At 45.5% G+C, this 19,285-nt stretch carries 22 protein-coding genes; 7 read left to right on the forward strand and 15 right to left on the reverse strand.

The window, feature by feature from the left end; genetic code table 11:
* A partial coding sequence (locus tag R7E42_RS20240) for a cation:proton antiporter (protein ID WP_318072949.1) occupies positions 1-299 on the reverse strand: 299 nt, incomplete at its 3' end.
* A gap of 440 nt (positions 300-739) precedes the next feature.
* Between R7E42_RS20240 and R7E42_RS20245 the strand changes: the two genes are divergently transcribed.
* A complete protein-coding gene (locus tag R7E42_RS20245; RefSeq protein ID WP_411978980.1) occupies positions 740-3,403 on the forward strand; it encodes a DUF2339 domain-containing protein in 2,664 nt (887 codons plus the stop codon).
* An 88-nt stretch (positions 3,404-3,491) separates the two neighbouring features.
* On the opposite strand, the gene R7E42_RS20250 is transcribed toward R7E42_RS20245, so the two are convergent.
* The 12 genes from R7E42_RS20250 to flgB are packed head-to-tail and all read right to left on the reverse strand — an operon-like array spanning position 3,492 to position 13,482.
* On the reverse strand, positions 3,492-4,532 hold the full coding sequence (locus R7E42_RS20250) for a flagellin (RefSeq protein ID WP_005373996.1): 1,041 nt from the start codon (positions 4,530-4,532) through the stop codon (positions 3,492-3,494).
* A gap of 18 nt (positions 4,533-4,550) precedes the next feature.
* Positions 4,551-5,450, reverse strand: a complete 900-nt coding sequence (flgL, locus tag R7E42_RS20255) for a flagellar hook-associated protein FlgL (RefSeq protein ID WP_005373998.1) — start codon at positions 5,448-5,450, stop codon at positions 4,551-4,553.
* Positions 5,451-5,463: 13 nt separating this feature from the next.
* Positions 5,464-6,837: a flagellar hook-associated protein FlgK gene (flgK, locus tag R7E42_RS20260; RefSeq protein WP_005374000.1), complete on the reverse strand. Its 1,374-nt coding sequence runs from the start codon at positions 6,835-6,837 to the stop codon at positions 5,464-5,466.
* Positions 6,838-7,386, reverse strand: a complete 549-nt coding sequence (locus tag R7E42_RS20265) for a rod-binding protein (protein ID WP_005384422.1) — start codon at positions 7,384-7,386, stop codon at positions 6,838-6,840. It abuts the gene before it with no gap.
* 10 nt (positions 7,387-7,396) lie between these two features.
* Entirely contained in the window at positions 7,397-8,533 is a 1,137-nt protein-coding gene (locus R7E42_RS20270; RefSeq protein ID WP_086026720.1) for a flagellar basal body P-ring protein FlgI, read from the reverse strand.
* On the reverse strand, positions 8,518-9,189 hold the full coding sequence (flgH, locus tag R7E42_RS20275) for a flagellar basal body L-ring protein FlgH (RefSeq protein WP_017635111.1): 672 nt from the start codon (positions 9,187-9,189) through the stop codon (positions 8,518-8,520). Before flgH ends, R7E42_RS20270 begins: the two co-directional genes overlap by 16 nt.
* Before the next feature lie 32 nt (positions 9,190-9,221).
* Complete coding sequence (gene flgG / locus R7E42_RS20280) at positions 9,222-10,007, reverse strand: flagellar basal-body rod protein FlgG (protein WP_005374008.1); 786 nt, start codon at positions 10,005-10,007, stop codon at positions 9,222-9,224.
* A 24-nt stretch (positions 10,008-10,031) separates the two neighbouring features.
* A complete protein-coding gene (flgF, locus tag R7E42_RS20285) occupies positions 10,032-10,763 on the reverse strand; it encodes a flagellar basal-body rod protein FlgF (protein WP_005374009.1) in 732 nt (243 codons plus the stop codon).
* A 12-nt stretch (positions 10,764-10,775) separates the two neighbouring features.
* Positions 10,776-11,972, reverse strand: a complete 1,197-nt coding sequence (flgE, locus tag R7E42_RS20290) for a flagellar hook protein FlgE (RefSeq protein ID WP_005374010.1) — start codon at positions 11,970-11,972, stop codon at positions 10,776-10,778.
* A gap of 27 nt (positions 11,973-11,999) precedes the next feature.
* Positions 12,000-12,683, reverse strand: coding sequence for a flagellar hook assembly protein FlgD (gene flgD, locus R7E42_RS20295; protein WP_005384410.1), 684 nt, complete (start codon positions 12,681-12,683; stop codon positions 12,000-12,002).
* A complete protein-coding gene (gene flgC, locus R7E42_RS20300) occupies positions 12,683-13,117 on the reverse strand; it encodes a flagellar basal body rod protein FlgC (RefSeq protein ID WP_005374012.1) in 435 nt (144 codons plus the stop codon). The genes flgD and flgC overlap by 1 nt, the downstream gene beginning before the upstream one ends.
* A gap of 2 nt (positions 13,118-13,119) precedes the next feature.
* On the reverse strand, positions 13,120-13,482 hold the full coding sequence (flgB, locus tag R7E42_RS20305) for a flagellar basal body rod protein FlgB (RefSeq protein WP_005374013.1): 363 nt from the start codon (positions 13,480-13,482) through the stop codon (positions 13,120-13,122).
* 77 nt (positions 13,483-13,559) lie between these two features.
* Between flgB and flgA the strand changes: the two genes are divergently transcribed.
* The 4 genes from flgA (at position 13,560) to R7E42_RS20325 (ending at position 15,960) form a co-directional block, all read left to right on the forward strand.
* Positions 13,560-14,357, forward strand: coding sequence for a flagellar basal body P-ring formation chaperone FlgA (gene flgA, locus R7E42_RS20310; RefSeq protein WP_047102793.1), 798 nt, complete (start codon positions 13,560-13,562; stop codon positions 14,355-14,357).
* A gap of 136 nt (positions 14,358-14,493) precedes the next feature.
* Positions 14,494-14,775 carry a flagellar biosynthesis anti-sigma factor FlgM gene (gene flgM / locus R7E42_RS20315; RefSeq protein WP_005374016.1) on the forward strand — a complete coding sequence of 94 codons (282 nt, stop codon included), beginning with the start codon at positions 14,494-14,496 and terminating at the stop codon, positions 14,773-14,775.
* A gap of 20 nt (positions 14,776-14,795) precedes the next feature.
* Complete coding sequence (gene flgN / locus R7E42_RS20320; RefSeq protein WP_005374018.1) at positions 14,796-15,233, forward strand: flagellar export chaperone FlgN; 438 nt, start codon at positions 14,796-14,798, stop codon at positions 15,231-15,233.
* Complete coding sequence (locus R7E42_RS20325; RefSeq protein ID WP_151515811.1) at positions 15,214-15,960, forward strand: lytic transglycosylase domain-containing protein; 747 nt, start codon at positions 15,214-15,216, stop codon at positions 15,958-15,960. The genes flgN and R7E42_RS20325 overlap by 20 nt, the downstream gene beginning before the upstream one ends.
* 434 nt (positions 15,961-16,394) lie before the next feature.
* On the opposite strand, the gene R7E42_RS20330 is transcribed toward R7E42_RS20325, so the two are convergent.
* Positions 16,395-16,913, reverse strand: a complete 519-nt coding sequence (locus tag R7E42_RS20330; RefSeq protein ID WP_005374021.1) for an NUDIX hydrolase — start codon at positions 16,911-16,913, stop codon at positions 16,395-16,397.
* A 277-nt stretch (positions 16,914-17,190) separates the two neighbouring features.
* Here R7E42_RS20330 and R7E42_RS20335 point away from each other — a divergent pair, with 277 nt between their 5' ends.
* Both R7E42_RS20335 and R7E42_RS20340 read left to right on the forward strand, forming a co-directional pair.
* On the forward strand, positions 17,191-17,457 hold the full coding sequence (locus R7E42_RS20335) for a DUF333 domain-containing protein (protein WP_005374023.1): 267 nt from the start codon (positions 17,191-17,193) through the stop codon (positions 17,455-17,457).
* Positions 17,458-17,706: 249 nt separating this feature from the next.
* Complete coding sequence (locus tag R7E42_RS20340; protein WP_005374025.1) at positions 17,707-18,363, forward strand: hypothetical protein; 657 nt, start codon at positions 17,707-17,709, stop codon at positions 18,361-18,363.
* On the opposite strand, the gene R7E42_RS20345 is transcribed toward R7E42_RS20340, so the two are convergent.
* Positions 18,353-19,195, reverse strand: coding sequence for a YdcF family protein (locus R7E42_RS20345; RefSeq protein WP_054579234.1), 843 nt, complete (start codon positions 19,193-19,195; stop codon positions 18,353-18,355). The two genes, R7E42_RS20340 and R7E42_RS20345, sit on opposite strands and share 11 nt — an antisense overlap.
* Positions 19,196-19,285: the final 90 nt, after the last annotated feature.

The following is a 19,285-nucleotide window of genomic DNA, read 5'->3' on the forward strand; positions in this document are numbered from 1 at the left end:
ATGATCGCCCCGATGGAAACAATGCTCCATACCGAACCACTCACGCCACGAATTTCTTTAAAATTTAAGGTCAAACTGCCTTCAAATAAAATCACTGCCACCGCTAAAGAAACCAACGGAAAGAGCAAATTACCTAATATCTCATCAGGATTTAACCACTGCATAAATGGCCCGACGATCAGCCCTGCCAACAACAAAAATAAAATCGCTGGCAAACGCAATCGCCAAGCTAACCATTGGCAACCTAAACCAATAACCCCAACCGCTGACAGCACCAGCGCTTCATTACCCACTTGCATCAATAATTACCTGTTTTTGTCTTTTTTCGCGTGAATGCGCTATACCCGAATACATTCAGCCTTACGGTCAAATAGAAACAACCGAACGTGCAAATCAAACGACTGACCTTCGATGACATCGCTACGAAACGCACATGTTTGAAGTCATTTGGCGATCGCATCAGAACTATGAATATAGTTGACCCCCAATGACTTAACGACTCATTTTTGTTCATCAGGTCTTAAAGTGGCACACAAGTGTGCGACTTTGTCGAATTCATCATTACGCATTGAGTTTCATTATGTAGAATGATTTCTAAAGAAAGCGCGGAACCTAGCACTATATGAGGCTAAGGCATAGAGCATGAACTAAGCTTTAGCGTAAGTGCTCAAAGTTAAGAATCGTGTGTCACGCGACGTACGCAAGGAGAAATGGATTGTACGTAATACTAGCACTGTTCATGGCGTGTCTCGCCATCCTCATCGGAGTGAAAGCCGCCAACCGAGCTGCACTTTTAGAAAAAGAACTAGCCAAACTTCGTGAGGAAGTCACATCACTACGAGCCAGTGTCCATGGGGGCTCAAACCAACAAGCGCACCAACAATTCAGCATCGAAAAAGACACACCATCTGTAGCGACGTCACCTCACATAGAATCACCACAGAAAGATGTCTCATCCTCTGGGGAACATGATCCAGCTACCAACCTAGACTTGGACCAGAGCGCTGCGAATCAAGGGTACGCCCAGATAAGAGAAGTGCAACTGGATGTTTTTAGTCAAGAAAATGAGTCATTCCTTCAGAGTAAAGTTCAGAGCCTGCTTAGCAACATTCAAGAAAATTGGTTGGTTTGGGTAGGCGCATTGGCCATGCTGATCGGTGGAGGTTATCTCGTACAGGTAATTGGTAGTCACATCCAGTTTTCGCCATTTATGCGAGTGTCCTTTGCCTTTGTGCTCTCATTACTTATGGTGCTTGTTGGCGAGTGGTTTCACCGTAAAGAACAACAGAATCCGCAACGGGCAGCACGAGCCCAAGGTTTTACGTATGTTCCTGCTGCTGTTACCGGTACGGGATTAACGGGCATTTACTGCACCGTCATTTTTGCCTTTGTGGTTTATCAAATGCTAACGCCGAGTATCTCGTTGATCATCTTGGCTTCAGCGGCATTTTTCAGTTTAGCATTATCATTGCGACAAGGGCCGTTAATGGCCGTGCTTGGCTTAATTGGTGGCTACACAGCACCACTGTGGATTGGGGGTAATGAACCCAACTACTTCTTGTTAGCCGGATACATCTGCGCAATTTCGTTCGCGGCGACCTTATTGATGCAAAAAGTGCGTAGGGCATGGATTACGCCAAGTATCGCGATTCCACATGTCATTTGGATGTTGCTGTTGATTGAGAGTGTACCAACAGAACTGTTGTTCTCGTGGCTCGCGATTTATCTCTCCATCACTTTGTATCTCATTTTCGCGGTTCCGAGAATGGGTTGGATGCTCAATCCTCGCTTTCGTCACTATCAAAGCAAGTGGACAAACTCGCCGACCGCTACCGCTCTCGCAACTGCTTTATTGACCTTTTCTGCCGTCACCAGAATGCCGGAGCTGAACACTCTACAAATGGCGTACTGTTATACGCTGCTTGTTGCGAGCATCTGGCTACCAGCACTTCGTACAGGCTGGTCATTACGTGTATTTTTGCCATCCATACTCGTCTCGGCAACCGCGCTGATAGTTCTTACCATCGCTTTTGATGCGCTGTATATGGTAGAGCGAGAAGCTAGCATCCTATTCGCATTGGCGGTGAGTATTGCGCTGATCTGCTATCGAACATATTGCCAATCACTTAGTGACCGTTCGCAACTCAGTGGGCTGCTTCTGCTGGTACTGGCTCCCGCGATGAGCTTAATTACGTTGTTTTATATTGACGAATTTATGCAGGGCTACCTGTGGTATTGGACTGCATTCTGCGCATTGATGGCCACTTACTACGTTGTGCTTGGTCAGCGTGCACGTTCGTTGGCATTAGAATGCTCTGCCGTTATGCATGCTTTAATCATAGGTATTGCTTTTGTTTGGTTGAGCGATACTTGGTTAACAACAGCAATCTCAATACAAGTTGCGATAATGGCCTTACAGGCTCAAGTCGGGTTATTTCGACCTGCGAGTTGGGCGATTAAAGTGGCAATGGGAATACTGGTTATCCGACTCACGCTGCTACCTTTCATCCCCGAATGGCAACCGGTAGAAGCTGGGCATTGGGCTTGGGTTCTTGTGAGTTATATGCCTTCTCTCTTCATCTTGTCTTATGCTCGTTCAACACTAAAACAAGTGGACCGAGAACTGACCAACTGGTTTGAAGGGGCGTTTTTACATGTATTCTTAATGGCATTGTTCACCCAAACTAACTACTGGTTAACGGGGCAATATGGTTACTTGGGGCACATCGACTTCACAAGTGCGGCAGTCTTTGCCAATCAAGCATTAGTTATGGGTTTGGTATACAGCTACCGCAGCCAATTTGCGCAACGCTTAAGCCGTATCTACGAAATCTATAGTTACTTGCTTTGGTGCGCGTTCGCTATATTGATTATTTTGCTTAATACGGCAGAATCGCCGTTGGTGACTGATAACGTCTCGGCACAAGCACTTCCCATCTTTAACATGCTGAGTATCGGCTGGCTGTTACCAGCTTGCATCCTGCTTATCGCAACGTTTAAGCGCTGGAATACGTTGCAAGTTCATCGATTTGCGATTGCTAGTCTAGGCTTTTTACTTGCAGCCATTTGGTTGGGGATGTCTATCCGTCAATTCTGGCAAACCACATCGATGATGCTGTATCAGCCAACCAGCATGGCAGAGTTGTTCAGTTATTCAGTGGCTGGCTTGCTCGTAGGTGGATTGCTGACTTGGCGCGGCGTGACCCAACAGGGGCTGATGATGCAGCGTGTCGGTCTAGTGGTCCTTGCCTGTGTCGCACTGAAAGTATTCTTATGGGATGTGAGCTCTCTGGATGGGTTCTGGCGAGCAATAAGCTTCTTAGGCTTAGGTGCGTCTTTGATAGCACTTGGATGGCTATTCCAGAAATTGAATCGTTCGGTGGCAAAAGCACTCGAGCCCTAGACGAGTCAAAGAGAGATTCCCGACAGTGCGCTGTTTTCGTTATTGGGGGACGATAACAGTGTAAAGCCGGGAATCATTGGAGTGTTCGTTACTTCAGTAAAGCGACCACAGTATGACGACGCACGTTTGCTTGCGCATTCAATGCCTGAAAAGTCGAAGTAAACTCGCCAGACTTTTGCATGAATCCATCCAGTTTTGCATTCACCTCATTGACTGAAAGCTGTGCGGTTTTGGTTTGGATAGAACGCATTTGAGTATTCAGTTCACCATGAAAAGCTTTCGCTTCCTGCAAGCTCGTTTGAACTTGTTTCAGATGCTGATTTACTTTGGCAATCGTCTGCTTGATGCCGTCGCGTGAGCCTAGATCAAACCCGAGCTCCGCAATACCATCTGGCTCAGACTTTAAGTTCAAAACGTTAGGCTGTCCCGCAGGGAAGCGGTGCCCTTCCCCCGTTACCATCACCTTTTGCTGCATTTGTTGATAAGCGTTGTCTCTGGCTTCAAATAAAATGCTGCCATCATCGGCTAATGAGGCTCGCATTCCTAACGCAATCAAGCTGCGATCCAGCATTTTGACCGTTCGCTCACCGTCTGATTGTCCATCAAACTGAATCATCACCGCTTGACCTTGAGGAAAATCCAAACGGATTTGCTCGGCCTTGTCGCTTAAGCGATGAACATTCAAACCTGGAATAGAAAAGCGACGAATATCCGCTTTATCCAGTTTTAAGTGCAGTTCGTTATTTAGGACTTTCTGGCCATCGAAACGTGCTTGCTCAACGACTTTTTGGATGGTGGCTTTAGAACGAACCAATGTATCCTGCAAACCAGGAACATTTTGTACGCCTTGATTAATAGCTTGCGTCAAACCACGTTTAATTTGCGTGAGCTCTTTGCCAATCACCTGCAGTGATTTGGACGCGATCTGAACCGCCGTGGCTTGCTGCTGACCCTGCGTAAGCTGAATACCAGATACAGAGTAGGCTGACGCAGTGTCAGCCTGAATTTGCGCCGGGCGCGGTTTAATTGCCGTACTTGAGTCTGCAGAACGGGTCGGCATGATAGAGGCTTGTTCTTGTCCACCTAAGCGTATGCTATGGGGTCTAACCTCTACTGTACTCATTACCATAAAAAGAACTTCCTAACCTTATAAACGGTCAAACAGCGACAAACCATCGATCTTCACATAGCTTGCTTGCGTTGCTTGCAAAGCGGCCATGTAATTACTCAATCGTACCGACGCTTCACCATAGTCCAGAGCAGAGAGGTCTCCAGATACTTTGTCAACGAACAGCTTGTTTTCACTGTGCGCGCCACCAACAAGATCTAAGTTGTTGTGTCGACCACCAATCTCAGTCATGGTCCCTAGTACGTTTGAAAAAGTATCGTCGATAGCGCTGATACTCGCCTCAACTTCAGCTCTGAAGTTGGCGGTAGGGCTCTCAAACTCTTTGATCAGCGCATCAATTTGGTTAAGCACGTTATGGCCTCCCCCAAGGTCCAATATTTCTTTTGCAGTCATATTGGAATCCATCGTGACACCTTTAGCAATTGTTACTACGCGCTTGTCACTATTACCTTCAATTACGTAGCTGCCGCTCGCTTTACTTACAGCCGCAGTATCCGTTTTAGTACCAGAGAAAAGGTAGTGCCCTTCTTCATCCTGCGCGTTAAAAGACGACTCAATAGAGTCACGGTAACTCTTAAGCTCTGTAATCATACCGCCACGACTTTCGTCAGTAAGAGAGCCGTTCGCCCCCCAAAGCGCGATGTCTCGCATGCTTTTTAAGCTTTCTTTGATCGAATCTAAATGGGTTTCTTGACTCGATAGCGTCGTTTTTACGTTTTCAATGTTGTTTTTGTACTGAGCAATCGCACTGGTTTCTCGGTCTAAGTTAAGCAACTTGATCGAAGCCATTGGATCATCAGACAGCTTGGTCAAGCGCTTGCCAGTAGACATCTGTTGCAGAGCTTCGCCTAATCCCGCGCTATTGCTCTGCAAGCTGTGCAACATCATTTGACTAAATTGATTGTCACTAATTCGCATCTAAACTTTCCTCTTAGAATAACTGCAGAATAGAATCGAGCAGTTGATTTGCTGTGCTGATCACTTTCATGTTGGCATTGTGCGCATTAGCAAACATCATTAGGTTAGCCGCTTCTTCATCGCTGTTTACGGAACTAACATTATCGCGAGCTGCGTGCGCTTGCTTGTTCATGGCTAACTTCGCTTGATAATCAGCGTTAGCTTGGCGTGCTTTAATTGCGGTTTGACCCACCATTGAACTAAAGGCATCGTTCAAGCTTACTGAGCCGTAACCTGATACCGCCACTGGCTTGTTGCTTAACTCGATCAATGATTGCAACGCATCTGCGTTACCAGGTGTTCCATCACTTGAGAACGCAAGCTCATCTGGAGTTAGCTTGGTAATATCCAAACTAGCTGCAGGGTTTGCTGGGTCATAGCTGAACAAAGGTTTACCTGGGTTGCCATTTAAGTCTTTGCCAGTCGCAAGCACGGCGTTGTATTCATCCGCGAGAGCTTTCGCCATGTCATTCAGAGCCAATTGGTTTGGTTTCAACACTTCGGTTTGATAGTCATTAATCGCACCTAATTTGCCACCAAGCGAGTCACCAATCGCAAAACTTTGATTCGAGAACGTGACGTGTAAGTCCGCCAAGTAAGGATCACTCGGGTCAGGAATGGCTTCCAGTTTGCCATGGTCCGTACCCATCACAAGCGGTTGACCAGAGGTTAGTGTGACCTGAACACTGCCGTCATGCTGCTGTGTTGTTTTGATTTCAATGGTTTGAGATAACTCACCGATTAACCTATCTCGTTCATCCATTAACTGTGATGGGTTACCACCTGTACCTTGCATCTCTACCAGTTGCTTGTTCACCTTCGCGATATTTTCCATAAGGCTATTCGCGTGGTTAAGCGCTGCATTACGTTGGTCGCTCATGTCTTTATGTTGATTGTATAAAGATTCGGTAAGCGTATTAAAACGGCGGGCCAAAGCTTCAGATTCGTTAATGATCTGCTGGCGGTAAGGTATGGATTCCGGCTTAACGGTCGCATCGTTAAGCGCAGCGTTTAGCGAGTCCAAGCCAGCCGATATACTGAAACCATCGGCACCAAGCGTATTCTCCAGCTGACTCATGTTACTGGTGTATCCAGATGCGTATGCCGCCATACTGTTAGTCGACCACGTTTGCTTAATCAGAAATTGATCAGTAACGCGGCGAATGCTAGTGACTTCTACCCCTAAACCTGGACTTAAGCGATTGGCTTTACCATCATCGACAGACGCCATCAACGCTTGTTGACGACTGTAACCCACGGTATTCACGTTTGCCACGTTTTGCGCGGTTACGTCTAGGGCCACACGGTTCGCGCCTAAACCTGAAAGGGCAATATTAACTAGATTCATTTACAGCTCCATTTTTCTGATCAACGGCTGAGAAAACGCGGTAGTCATACCGGCCTCACCGAATACCTGTTTAACAGAGGCGACGGCTTGAGAAGCGGTATTAAATAGGCTTGAATTCTTCTCCACCTCTTTAGAATCTACTTGTGAGATAGATTCAGAATTCGAACCTTTACCATCGTTAGCGGATGAGATGTTGCGCGCAGCATCGAAAGCAACCTCACGCATAGACGGGCTCAGCTGCTGGATGAGCATATTGGCAATGCCTGAGCTCTGTTTCTTTGCTAGTTCCATCGCCAGCTGACCGTCATACATATCACGGAACACCCCTTGTTGCTGACTGGCAAACGGGCTGTCTTTATCAGCAAGAGCGTCACTACTGCTACGCATTTGGCGTAACACCATTTGTAGGAACATTGCCTCAAATTGACCTGCGACGACTTCAAGTGCGCCTTCTTGATCACGACTATGCTTGATGTTAGCCAATGCACTGTTGTCGTGATAAAGCATCGAATTTAACTGAGTTTGTTCATTGGTACTGTCTAGCTTCATCCTTAACTCCTTATATCACGACCAATTCAGCGTTCAATGCACCCGCTTCACTCAAAGCTTGCAGGATAGACATCAAGTCTGTAGGCGTGGCACCTAAACTATTTACCGCATTAACTATGGTGTTAAGTTCCGTGCCTGGAGGCCAAATCACCATCTGAGCGAGATCTTCATTCACATCAAGATCCGTTTGGTTAACGACTTTCGTATCGCCATTTGCAAACGCATTAGGCTGACTAACTTGTTGTGATTCAGAAATTCGCACGGTTAAGTTACCGTGACTTACTGCTGCTTCACTCACTTTGACACTCTTACCGATCACCACGGTGCCAGTGCGAGAGTTAAAGACAATACGAGCAGGTTTACGGCCTTCAACAACGCTCATTTCTTCAAGCATCGACATCATGACGACACGCTGCTGTGTATCTTTTGGTGCACGCATATCAATGCGCGCTTTATTGATCGCAACTGCAACGTTAGGTCCAAAAGTGTTGTTAATTTCACGCGCAATATTTTTTGCTGTAGTGAAGCTAGGCTTGCGCAGGTTTAGGGTGATTTCATCACGTTGGTTGAAATCGGTTTTGATTTCTCTCTCTAAAGTCGCACCATTCGGAACGCGACCCGCCGTTGGTGTGTTCACTTCTACTTTGGAGCCACTTCGCCCCTCTGCAGATAAGCCCCCCACAACCACGTTGCCTTGCGCAATCGCGTACACTTCGCCATCAATACCACGTAAAGGCGTTAGCAATAACGTACCACCGCGAAGGCTCTTTGCATCACCGATTGAAGACACAACCACATCCAACGTTTGTCCTGGGCCTGCCATTGGATCAACGGACGCTGTCACACTCACAGAAGCCACATTTCGTAACTTAGGGTTCATACTGTCATCAATTTGAACCCCAAACTGACGTAGCATGTTGGTAATAGATTGAGAGGTAAATTTCACTTGGTTTCGGTCACCTTGGCCGGCTAAGCCAACCACCAAACCATAACCAACCAGTTGGTTTTCTCGAATGCCGCGAACATCGACCAAGTCCATGATCGGAATTTCCGCTTCAGCACGTGAAGTGCCTGGTAGTCCCAAGGTCAACACCAATAGGAGAGACATAAAGAAAGATTGCATTGTCTTCATTAGAAAGGTACCCATGGGCTGTTGAAGAACTGAGTTAGCCACCCGGCTGCGTTGCTGTCAGCTAGGGCTCCGCGACCTGCGTAGGTAATTCTTGCATCAGCAATTCGTTGAGAAGAAACTTGGTTACTGCGGTTAATATCATCCACACGGACGATACCGGTTAGGCGAATAAACTCATCGCCTTGATTAAGACGAAGCCATTTTTCACCGCTGATACGCAATACGCCATTAGGTAATACTTCGTGTACCGTTACCGTAATGGCACCTTGAAGCTTGTTGCCTTGTGAACTTGATGCACTGCCATCGAAGTTACGTTTGCCATCCACGCTAACCCCTAACTCATCGATAGTTTTCGTGCCTATGGTCGGCGCCACAAAGTTAATTGCTGAACTTTTACCGAACTTAGTACCCGCATTTTTACTCGATGAGGTTTCTTCTGATAGTTGAACCGTTAATACATCGCCAACTCGGTAAGCACGACGATCCTGAAACAGGGTCATCGTGTATTGGTGACGATAAAGGCTACCAGATTGGGTTTCCGGCAGCGTGTAATCGAGCGTTGGTGGTGCATATTCCTCAGCATTCGGCTCAGGCGGAATAAATTCCTGACGGCCAGCACATCCCACCAGCAACACGGCGGCTACTGCCCAACTCTTAGAAAGCCATTTCATTGCTTTTTCCTTCATCATCACCAATTTCATACTTACATTGATTGCGAAACAAACTTCAGCATGTCATCTGCAGCAGAGACCACTTTCGCATTCATCTCATACGCACGTTGAGTGGTGATCATGTCGACCATCTCTTCTACTACTTGTACGTTTGACCCTTCCAGTGCACCTTGCTTGATAATGCCGGCACCATCAGCTCCTGCAATCAGCTCATCAGCTGGACCGCTGGCTTCCGTTTCACGGAATAAGTTGCCACCCATGGCCTCTAAGCCTGCTGGATTGATGAATTTTGCAAGTGTAATTTGACCAAGCTGCTGAGGTGTTGGATCGTCTGCTGTTGTTGTAGTCACGGTGCCATCAACACCTACAGAGAAAGAGACCGCATTGTCTGGGATCTGGATTTGAGGCTCTAAAGGCAGGCCCTGACTGTTCACCATTAAGCCTTCTGAGTTTCTATGAAACTGACCATTACGTGTATACATGATCTGTCCGTCCGAGTTTTCTATTTGAAAGAAACCCTGACCCATTACAGCAAGATCCAACTCTTGCGTTGTGTTTTGGGTATTACCTTGAGTGAATACTTTTTGTGTGCCAACAACGCGAACACCGCTACCTAGCTGAATACCACTTGGTAGTTCGTTAACTTGGTCTACTTGAGCGCCTGGTTGACGCTGAATGCTGTAGAAAAGATCTTCAAATACAACTCGGTCACGCTTAAAGCCAACCGTGTTTACGTTTGCTAGGTTGTTAGAAATGGCAGTCATCTTCGTGTCTTGCGCTGCCATGCCTGTTTTACTTACCCATAATGCTGAATGCATTTTTTACTCCTTGCGGGGCGAGACTTAGCTCGCCGCCATTAATTTGTTACCAGCTTTTGCTAAAGTTTCCGCCGTTTTCATCATGCGAACTTGCATTTCAAAGTTGCGCGTCAGCGACATCACACTAACCAATTCATCAATAGCAGATACGTTACTGCCCTCAATGTGCTCAGGAGAGAGTTGCACGGTTTCATCTGCCGCGAATGGCACGCCATCTACGCTGTGCAGCAAGCTATCGCTCTCTTTTTGCAGTTGATTAATTTCCGGTTTAACCAACTTCAAAGTGCCTGCCACAATTTCTGCACCGCCACCTGGTGGGATCACTGAGACTTGACCACGCTCGCTGATTTCAATCTTTTGATAATCCGGCACAACCAAAGGACCATTGTCACCGAGGACAGGGAACCCATTGATTGTTAGAGCGCCAAAAGTATCGACCTGAATATTGCCTGCACGGGTGTAAGCTTCGTTACCCGCTGGGGTTTCTACAGAGAGATACCCCTCCCCCATAACCGCAACGTCCAACGGACGTCCTGTTTTCACAATATCGCCAGCGTCGAAACGTGTTGAGGCAGAGTTGGTCACAACCATAGTGCGACCATCAAAACCTGGGCCTTGCATCTCTACACTACGCACACGCTCCATATCCGCTCGAAAACCTGCAGTATCAGCATTTGATAAGTTGTTTGAACGAACGTGCTGCGCTTTAAGAACTCGGCTGGCACCCGACGTTGCCGTAAATAACAAACTATCCATGCAAAACTCCCATTACACCGCGTTAAACAAAGCTTGAGTAAGCTTGTCGCTGGTAGAAATTGTCTTTGCGTTTGCTTGGTAGTTGCGTTGTGCAGTCATTAGAGCAACAAGCTCGCTGGTTAAGTCAACGTTAGAACCTTCTAATGCACCCGGAGTTAGGTCACCCATCGTACCTGAACCCGGAACACCCATAATTGGAGCACCTGAGCTAAAGCTTTGAGTCCATGATGTTCCACTCACTTTCGCTAAGCCTTGTGTGTTTGCAAAATCAGCAAGAACAACCTGACCTTGTAGCTGTGATTGGCCGTTAGTGTAAGTCGCGTAAACCATGCCGTTACCTTCAACGCGTACACCTGCAAGTTCACCTGATGTGTAACCGTTAGGGCTATTAGTACTTACGCCAAAAGCTGCACCAAATTGCGTGCTGCCTTTCAGGTTAATGTCTACACTCATCGCGTTCGCGCCTGCTGCAGGGAATGAAACATTAAACGGCGCAGTTGGTGCTGAAAGCGAGCCGTCTTTACCAAACGTTACAGGCACAGTTGCTACTGGCGTCGTACCGCCATCTACTTGAACGTTTACTTCCCACGAGTTAGAAGCAGTCTTAGTAAAGTACTGAGTTACCGTGTGCGAGTTACCCAATGAGTCGTAGACTTTTGTTGTGTAAGACGAGTTAAATGAGCTTGGATCTTTTGGATTGAATGGCGTTACGGCTTTATCAATAACAGACGCGCTTGCGTCGAAGTTCGCAACAAAATCTAAGCTGTCTGTTGCTTTAGCATTCAGTGAGGAAGTCGATACCTGAATATTACCCACAGAACCTGTCATCAGGTTGTTGTTGCTATCGACACTGTAACCTTGAAGCTTTGCACCGCTGTTAGCCGTAACAAAGTTGTTCTTATCCGTTGAGAACACACCTGAACGTGTGTACAACATTTGGCCCATATTATCTTTAGTAACAAAAAAGCCACCGCCATTAATAGCTAGGTCCATCGCACGGCCAGTTCCTGTGATACTGCCGTCTTTGTCGAAGTTCTGTGAAATTGACGCGACTTCCACACCACCAGGTTGCATGCCGTTATATACAGCGGAGAATTCTGTACGGCCACCTTTAAAACCATACGTTGATGCGTTGGCAATGTTGTGACTGATTGTGTTTAGCTCTGTGTTGGTCGCGTCCAGACCACTTAGTGCGATGTTAAAACTCATAAATAGACCTCTGATTTCCGTATTTGGTTAAGCACCAAACTGAGTGATTTGATAGAAAGGAACGTTGCCAACGCCATGGACATTGACTAATGCTGCGCCACCGGTATTAGGAATGCGCACTTGCTCAACAGTGCCTGCCATCAGCACATTTGGACTTGCTTGCCCTTCTTGCACTTCTACGGCCACTGAGTATTTGCCTGGTTTAAGACCAAGTTCTTCAGGATTAATTGAAAAGTCGACGTCACCTTTGCCGTGAGCACCTAGTGGCACTTTAGTTGATTGACCAAATTCATCTTTAACAACTAACGTGACTTGGTTTGAGCTATGAGCGAGTTCGATTTTTCCGTTTTGTACGTCTTCACCAAGCTGAAATTCATCCGCGTTGACGTAAACCGTTTGCCCAACAAGGCCCGCTGTTGACAGCACTTGCATGTTGTCCAGTAACACCATGCTCTGTTGCATTGTCTTAGACATATTCTCGGTACTTTGTACCTGCGAGAACTGAGCCAATTGACCAACGTATTCCGTACCATCAAGGGGATTAAGTGGGTCTTGGTTTTGAATTTGAGCCACCATCAAAGAAATAAACTCATTCTCCAATGAAGAAGCACTGTTCATGTCTTTAGGGTTTGGTGAGATACCGTTGCTGTCTTTTGCTTTTGTATTTACTGGAGCGTCAGACGATAAAGGGGTGTATTGTGCAATACTCATTAGCTACCCTGCCCTAATCTAAGCAGACCTTGCTGCATACTTTTTACATTGGCTAATACTTCAACATTCGTTTCGAAGCTGCGTGTTGCGGACATCATGTCTGCCATTTCAGCAACTACATCAATATCTGGGTAAAACACATAGCCTTCATCATTAGCCAGTGGGTTGTTCGGCTCAAAACGCTTCTCTGCATCTCCAGCATTTTTAACAACGTCAACAATGCGAACTTCTGCATTGGGATAAGCTCCATTTTCTGTTGTCATTTGCGTTTTTTGGTACACAGTCGCAAATACTGGCTTAAGCGCTTTATAAGCATCTTCTGGATTTGCAGATACTGCATCTGCGTTTGCTAAGTTACTGGCTACCGTATTAAGACGCACAGTTTGTGCTGTCATCGCGGAACCAGTGATCGAGTAAATATCAGTGAATGACATAATTAACGTCCCTCAATCGCTTTCGCTAAGCCATTAAATTTCATGTTGAGAAACGTCAGGCTAGTTTGAAAGTCCATGTTGTTTTGCGTGAATTTTGCTTGTTCAACACCAAGCTCTACGGTGTTGCCATTTTTGCTATTCTGGTAAGGCACCGAGTATTGGGCCTGAACCTGGAACTTTGGCACCGGTTTGTTCACACCACCTGCCGTTACTTGGTTCATTACGGTGGTGAAACTTAGGTCTTTCGCCAAATACCCAGGGGTGTCAACATTTGCTAGGTTACTGGCGAGGACTTTGGTACGCTGAACGCGAAAATTAAGTGCCTCTGGATGTACTCCTAAAGCATTTTCAAATGTGATCGCCATGCATCTTCCTTACAGTTGGCTCGAATACGCCAACATACAAACAAGATACGTGCCATAAAAAATAGCTATATATATCAATGATTTACAAACAAGGATGGAAGCCAAACTTCCGGTTCTCGGAAAGCATTAAAAACAAGAGGAAAGTGTCCACTTCCTCAACAATAATGCTGACGTTACTCGCTTTGACATCAGAACAAGCATTCGCCAACACCAATGACAAAACCCTCAGCGTTGAAGAGATAAGGTCCGTTGTAGCAACTGATTTCGAACAAGAGGTGGATCGCGTAGCGCTCTCCAATCAGTGGGGGGAGTACAAACTAGACTTCGACATGTGGGTGCCCGGTTCAGCCAATCACTTGCCAGAATGTGAATCTCCTTTAGTTATCACAGGTCGTGACAACAACACGTTGCCAGTCGGTAACCTCAAGCGCTCAGTCAGCTGCGACAATATCGCATCACCATGGCGAATTAACGTTACGATAAAGTCTTCGCTGACTCTGCCTGTTTTGGTCGCGACAACCACGGTTGGCCGAAATGAAGTCGTAACGGCTAAACACATAAAGCTTGAAACCCGAACCATCTCTCGCCAAGACGATTTTTATACTCGCCCCGAGCAAGCAGTAGGCTTAGAAACCTCTCGTCGTTTGCGGGCTGGACAAGTGGTTAATCCATCCAATTTGTCGGCCCCACCTCTAATCGAGAAAGGCAATGAAGTCATAGTCATTGCGAGCAAAAATGGATTTAGTGCCAGCACAAAAGGAGTCGCCTTAGAAGATGGAGCGAAAGGGCAACAAATTGACGTGGAAAACCCAAGTTCGGGCAAGGTCATAAGAGCAGTCGTAACTGGATTAAACCAGGTTCATACTCAATTTTGATTTTTTGACTCGGGGTAACATTTTTTAATTTTGGCTCTCGTCAGTAACACTGAACTTCGAGTACAAAAAAAATATTTAATGTTTATCACATTCTAACCGCCTACTTAATTTAGAACATGATGATGAGGACCACAGCATGAAAATCGACAAAGTCGCGGGCGGTCATGTCCCACAAACAAAATTACAGCAAGCAAGCAAACAGCCTGTCGACGTCGTCGAACAGAGCAAAGTACACGAGCCTGCATTTCAAGCGAATACCGTAGCGATAGATCGCGCTCAAGCTGAAATGGCATCACTACCTGATGTTGATATGGAAAAAGTAGAACAAGTACGCAACGCATTAGCGCGTGGTGAACTTAGCCTAGATACAAAAGTGTTATCCAAGGCAATCATGCAGTTCCATACAGGTCACGAGTAATAAAACGCTAGGAAGACATCATGGCAAGCGCAGTATCGCAGCGAATTCAACAATTTGTTCGCTCTATATCTGAGGATATTAAGCTTTATCAACAACTGCTTCCTTTGCTTCAGCAGCAAAAGGTATTGTACTTAAAGTTTGATGGAGAGGCACTGAACGACAATGTTCAGAAACAAATGCCGATACTCAATAAACTCAGCCGCTCCGCCAATGACAGAAGCCAGTGTATGCGAGCGCTGGGGTTAGCGTGTAATGACGCCAGCGTAAAACGAATTTTCAATGCTTTGCCTGCCCAAATAGGTATGCAAGCTAGAAAACAATGGGCGCTATTGGAAACGTTGGTAAGTCAGTGCCAACAATACAATCAGAGCAATGGCCACAGCTCTGCGGCGTTCCATGAGTTGGTCAGTCAACTCAAACAACCTGTGCAACACACTTATGAAGATAAATCGTTCTAAACGATGTTCGTCTTGCCTACAGATTCAGTCGCCATCTCGGCTGAGTACTGTAGGCCTTTTTATTTTTATTGCCTTTCTGTCCTACCTTCCAATCACATGCCAGGCAAAACCAAATGCTGCCGATATTCAAACGCAGTATCAAGTATTAGCCCCATACAAGCCACAAATTGCCAAGCGTCTCGATTCATCCAAACCGGTAATTAACCACATTTTCAAACAGCTTCAAAACCACTCATTACCAAATAGCCTAGCCTTAGTGCCAATGTTAGAATCTTCTTACAACCCCAAAGCCGTTTCTCACGCTAACGCCGCCGGACTTTGGCAATTGATACCAACCACAGCGAAACGATTCGGATTAACGATAAATACAAAACAAGACGATCGCTTTGACACAGAAGCCAGCACAACGGCCGCGCTCAAGTACCTGGCGTTTTTATACAACAAATTCGATCAAAATATGGCTCTCACTTTAGCTGCATACAATGCCGGAGAAGGACGTGTTGCACGTGCTATTCAGCGAGCAGGAAGTCGAGATTTCCAACAACTCACGCTGCCTAACGAGACTCGTCAATACGTCAGCCGCTTCTATGCATTGGAAAAGTTGATAGATATCGGTCAGTTACAATCCTCATCATTTCAACCTTTACTCTTGTTTGCTCCAGACACTCCTATGATTTCACAACCGCTGGTCGACTTTAGCCGACTGCCTCCGCTAGTTAATTTGTGATAAAAGCTACGACAGAGCTCAATGTCAGAGAAACGTAAAATTACAAGATCCTGTTCGGCGAATTTGAAAACTCGTGATCTCTATGCAAACGTGTGCAAAAAAGTTGAGGTAAGGTATCTCAAAGATAAGAAAGAGTAGTGGTTTACTAAAAAGCGCCCCAATTGCGCTTGGCAATTGGGTAGATATGCGTCACGTTGCGTTTGCAAAAAACATGAAAACCAATGGTCAGACCTAATAATTATTTACACACTAAATGTAAAACAGCTATTGTTTTCATAGTTCGAAACAAATCTAACATATCAAGATGACGCTTCGCTTGCGCGTCTGGAATAAGTCCGGGTTCCGGGGGGGAGTCCGGACTTTTTTATTGCGCTAAAATCTTTACCAACAATAGCGCCAACAGAAGCTAAGTCGTAATGATGCAAGCTAGCTGTTTATAGTAATTCTTTAGAAATCAACTGAAGCAAAAACGTTTCGCGCTCAATGCTCATGCCTTTTTTCGGGCTTTCTGCCATCGTTTTTTCATTGTGTGCAATTGCTTCGTGAATGTTCATCCATACCGGGCGCATTCCATTTTTAACTTCGTAATCTTCATACGCCGTTTCGCCTAGCTCACGTTCGATTTTACATGTATAACAATACGACACCATGTGCATCACGTCAGCGTCATCCTTGTACCACGGACGAAACTCCTCAAAGATTCCGAAAGGCTTAATACCATGTATATTTTGGGCGCCCGTTTCTTCCTCTAATTCACGGACTAATCCAGCAATGACATCTTCACCATCATCAATACCACCGCCTGGTAGCGTGTAGTCATGGTAACGTTCTGTATAGAGCAACAGCACATCTTCACCATCAAGTACAATGGCTCGCGCTGCATTGCGCTGAAAAACAATTTTGTCATCCAAATGCTCTATGTCTGGATGAACGGTCGATTTTAAATGTCTCATCGAAAATACCACGGTCAATGTTTTGTGCGCATATTACCGAATTTCACACTTTAAATCATTGTTGTAGGCCAGGTACGTTCGAGCGCTTGTCAGGAAGTGATTGATATGACCTTCACAACAATACGCCAAGAACAGAAGTGTGACGTGCTAATCAGCAATAAATGAGAATATCTAAATTCTTATACGTCCCTCTTACTTTTAACATCGATAAGACAATAATCTCTTAAAGTTGCCTATAATCAATACAATACTCGCCCACCCCATGCGGAGATAAAGAATGAAAAAGACAAATTTAATGATGGCTATGGCTGCAACATTGGTACTGGCTGGTTGTTCAACTTACGAGGGAGCGACCCGATCAACTGAGTATACCTCCGTTGCAAATCCCGCAGCCGTATACTGTGTTCAGCAAGGTGGTGAGCTGGATACCGTGTCGGAAAACGGCGAACGTGTCACTTACTGTGTGCTGTCGGACAATGAACGCGTCGAGCAATGGGAATACTATCGCGAGAATCACAAAGAAAATGAGGGTGACAACTACTAATTATTTTTATCGATACGTCACCTTCCCTCTATCACTTAGGAGCCTTTGGGCTCCTTTTTTATTTGATTTATCAAAGTGTTCTTACGTTGTTTTTACATATCTCTGACTTTACCGCACATCGACCCTATATCGAACAGTGTTCTATTCTTGACATTCCCCTGACATAACTTTCCACTTGGACAATAAAATTCCAAACACAGATCACACTAATTCACATTTCTTCCACATTTTCTGGGACAGGTGAGCAAGATGAAAACACAAATAGTAAAAGAAGCCGAGTCAGCCCCAAGCAACGTTGTTACTGAAAAATCAAAGCGCATTATTTATAAATCGAGTTTAAACGCCTTGATGATTGTCGCTATAAGTATTCTCGTTAACCTTAGTCTTCGTCTTGATTATGTCGTGTTGGGATCAAGCCTTGGCGAGCTTTCCGTTACAGAAACGCTCCAGCTTGTGATGCTTGCTATTGCATCATGGTCGTTTTTCAGCTTATCGAAACAACAGCCTCAGCTAAAGCATGCGGCTATTTTGATTGCAGGATTTTTTGCAGTACTGATTATTCGCGAAACGGACTATTGGACAGACATGATTCATCATGGCTCTTGGGTTTTCCCAGCACTTGCTGTCACCGCACTGGCTTGCGCCAAAGCTTACCAAGGTGGTAAAGGTACCATGAACGAAATGGCGACCATTTTAACGGTGCCACATATGAAGCTATTAGTTGGTGCTGTAATGCTATTATTAGTCTTCTCTCGTTTGTATGGTATGGGTAGTTTTTGGCAACAAGTGATGGACGAAAATTACATCCGTGATGTTAAAAATATCTCAGAAGAAGGTATAGAACTGCTTTGCTACTGTTTGATCGCATTAAGCGCCGTCCGCACAAAACGCGAGCTTAATGAATAGACTCTGGGTCAAAGCGACGGTTCAATGCCGTCAGTATCGGATGGAAGATACTTAATGCCTTTTCCGCAGCACCTACAGATTCATCCAAGGCCGTCATTTCGACGGCCTTTTTCATTTCTTCAATATGTTGCAAAGCCTCTTTATCGAGCGGTAAAGAGAGCAATTTGTGAATAGTATCTCTTGCGATCATAAGTGGCTTTTTTCGGACAATTGATAAATCTCGGAAAAATACGCCATGCTTGACCCCTTCTAAATAAACTCGGTAGGTTGTGAGTTCATCGAGTAGCAAGAATGTGTCCGCCATAAGCCCTTTATGTGGGTATGGCACGCTAATATGTTTGCTGATATCCAGTGGAATATTGAGGGTCACCCCCATGGATTCGCAATCGGATTTAAGTACTCGTAATAAGCCTTGCTCATCCATCAAATTCTGGATATCAATGATTCGTTCGAGGTGGTAGTCATTAGACAGCAAGATAACCTCAACCGGATGCCCCAACCATAACTCGAACAACCCACTTTTGCACAAAACTTGGGAAACATAACGCATGTTTTGAAACGTGTTCAACGACTCCGTTTCTAAGAGTATATGACGTTCAGGGAACGGATTCACAGAGTCTGCGTTTAGGGTTCTAAAATACGCGTACATCGCCTCTGCTTCAGAAACACTTTGTCCTTGCGTTACTCCGCCACAAAAAACAATCACCGTTCGCTCTATCGGTAGTGATGCAGTCCTACAAGACAAAGCTTCGACTCTGGTTATGCCCTCAGAGGTCAACCTGTTATTGACGAGGCGTTTACCTAAAACGATGACGATGTTGTCTAACTTCATTTTAAAATCTCGCGCTTAGTTGGCAGTGTTACAAAAATCTTCTTTCACTCCCGACCCACAAGCTTTAACATCTAGTTAACAACACTGTTC

Source organism: Vibrio sp. Vb1337 (assembly GCF_033338715.1).
GTDB classification, from domain to species: domain Bacteria; phylum Pseudomonadota; class Gammaproteobacteria; order Enterobacterales; family Vibrionaceae; genus Vibrio; species Vibrio alginolyticus.

Coding starts and splice junctions, on each gene's coding strand:
- flgN (WP_005374018.1), top strand. CDS start 14,796: ATGGCAAGCGCAGTATCGCAGCGAATTCAACAATTTGTTCGCTCTATA.
- flgE (WP_005374010.1), bottom strand. CDS start 11,972: ATGAGTTTTAACATCGCACTAAGTGGTCTGGACGCGACCAACACAGAG.
- R7E42_RS20345 (WP_054579234.1), bottom strand. CDS start 19,195: ATGAAGTTAGACAACATCGTCATCGTTTTAGGTAAACGCCTCGTCAAT.
- flgA (WP_047102793.1), top strand. CDS start 13,560: ATGATTTACAAACAAGGATGGAAGCCAAACTTCCGGTTCTCGGAAAGC.
- R7E42_RS20330 (WP_005374021.1), bottom strand. CDS start 16,913: ATGAGACATTTAAAATCGACCGTTCATCCAGACATAGAGCATTTGGAT.
- flgG (WP_005374008.1), bottom strand. CDS start 10,007: ATGCATTCAGCATTATGGGTAAGTAAAACAGGCATGGCAGCGCAAGAC.
- R7E42_RS20270 (WP_086026720.1), bottom strand. CDS start 8,533: ATGGGTACCTTTCTAATGAAGACAATGCAATCTTTCTTTATGTCTCTC.
- R7E42_RS20325 (WP_151515811.1), top strand. CDS start 15,214: ATGAAGATAAATCGTTCTAAACGATGTTCGTCTTGCCTACAGATTCAG.
- flgB (WP_005374013.1), bottom strand. CDS start 13,482: ATGGCGATCACATTTGAAAATGCTTTAGGAGTACATCCAGAGGCACTT.
- flgC (WP_005374012.1), bottom strand. CDS start 13,117: ATGTCATTCACTGATATTTACTCGATCACTGGTTCCGCGATGACAGCA.
- R7E42_RS20245 (WP_411978980.1), top strand. CDS start 740: ATGGCGTGTCTCGCCATCCTCATCGGAGTGAAAGCCGCCAACCGAGCT.
- flgL (WP_005373998.1), bottom strand. CDS start 5,450: ATGCGAATTAGTGACAATCAATTTAGTCAAATGATGTTGCACAGCTTG.
- flgH (WP_017635111.1), bottom strand. CDS start 9,189: ATGAAATGGCTTTCTAAGAGTTGGGCAGTAGCCGCCGTGTTGCTGGTG.
- flgD (WP_005384410.1), bottom strand. CDS start 12,683: ATGAGTATTGCACAATACACCCCTTTATCGTCTGACGCTCCAGTAAAT.
- R7E42_RS20340 (WP_005374025.1), top strand. CDS start 17,707: ATGAAAACACAAATAGTAAAAGAAGCCGAGTCAGCCCCAAGCAACGTT.
- R7E42_RS20250 (WP_005373996.1), bottom strand. CDS start 4,532: ATGGTAATGAGTACAGTAGAGGTTAGACCCCATAGCATACGCTTAGGT.
- flgM (WP_005374016.1), top strand. CDS start 14,494: ATGAAAATCGACAAAGTCGCGGGCGGTCATGTCCCACAAACAAAATTA.
- R7E42_RS20335 (WP_005374023.1), top strand. CDS start 17,191: ATGAAAAAGACAAATTTAATGATGGCTATGGCTGCAACATTGGTACTG.
- R7E42_RS20265 (WP_005384422.1), bottom strand. CDS start 7,386: ATGAAGCTAGACAGTACCAATGAACAAACTCAGTTAAATTCGATGCTT.
- flgF (WP_005374009.1), bottom strand. CDS start 10,763: ATGGATAGTTTGTTATTTACGGCAACGTCGGGTGCCAGCCGAGTTCTT.
- flgK (WP_005374000.1), bottom strand. CDS start 6,837: ATGAATCTAGTTAATATTGCCCTTTCAGGTTTAGGCGCGAACCGTGTG.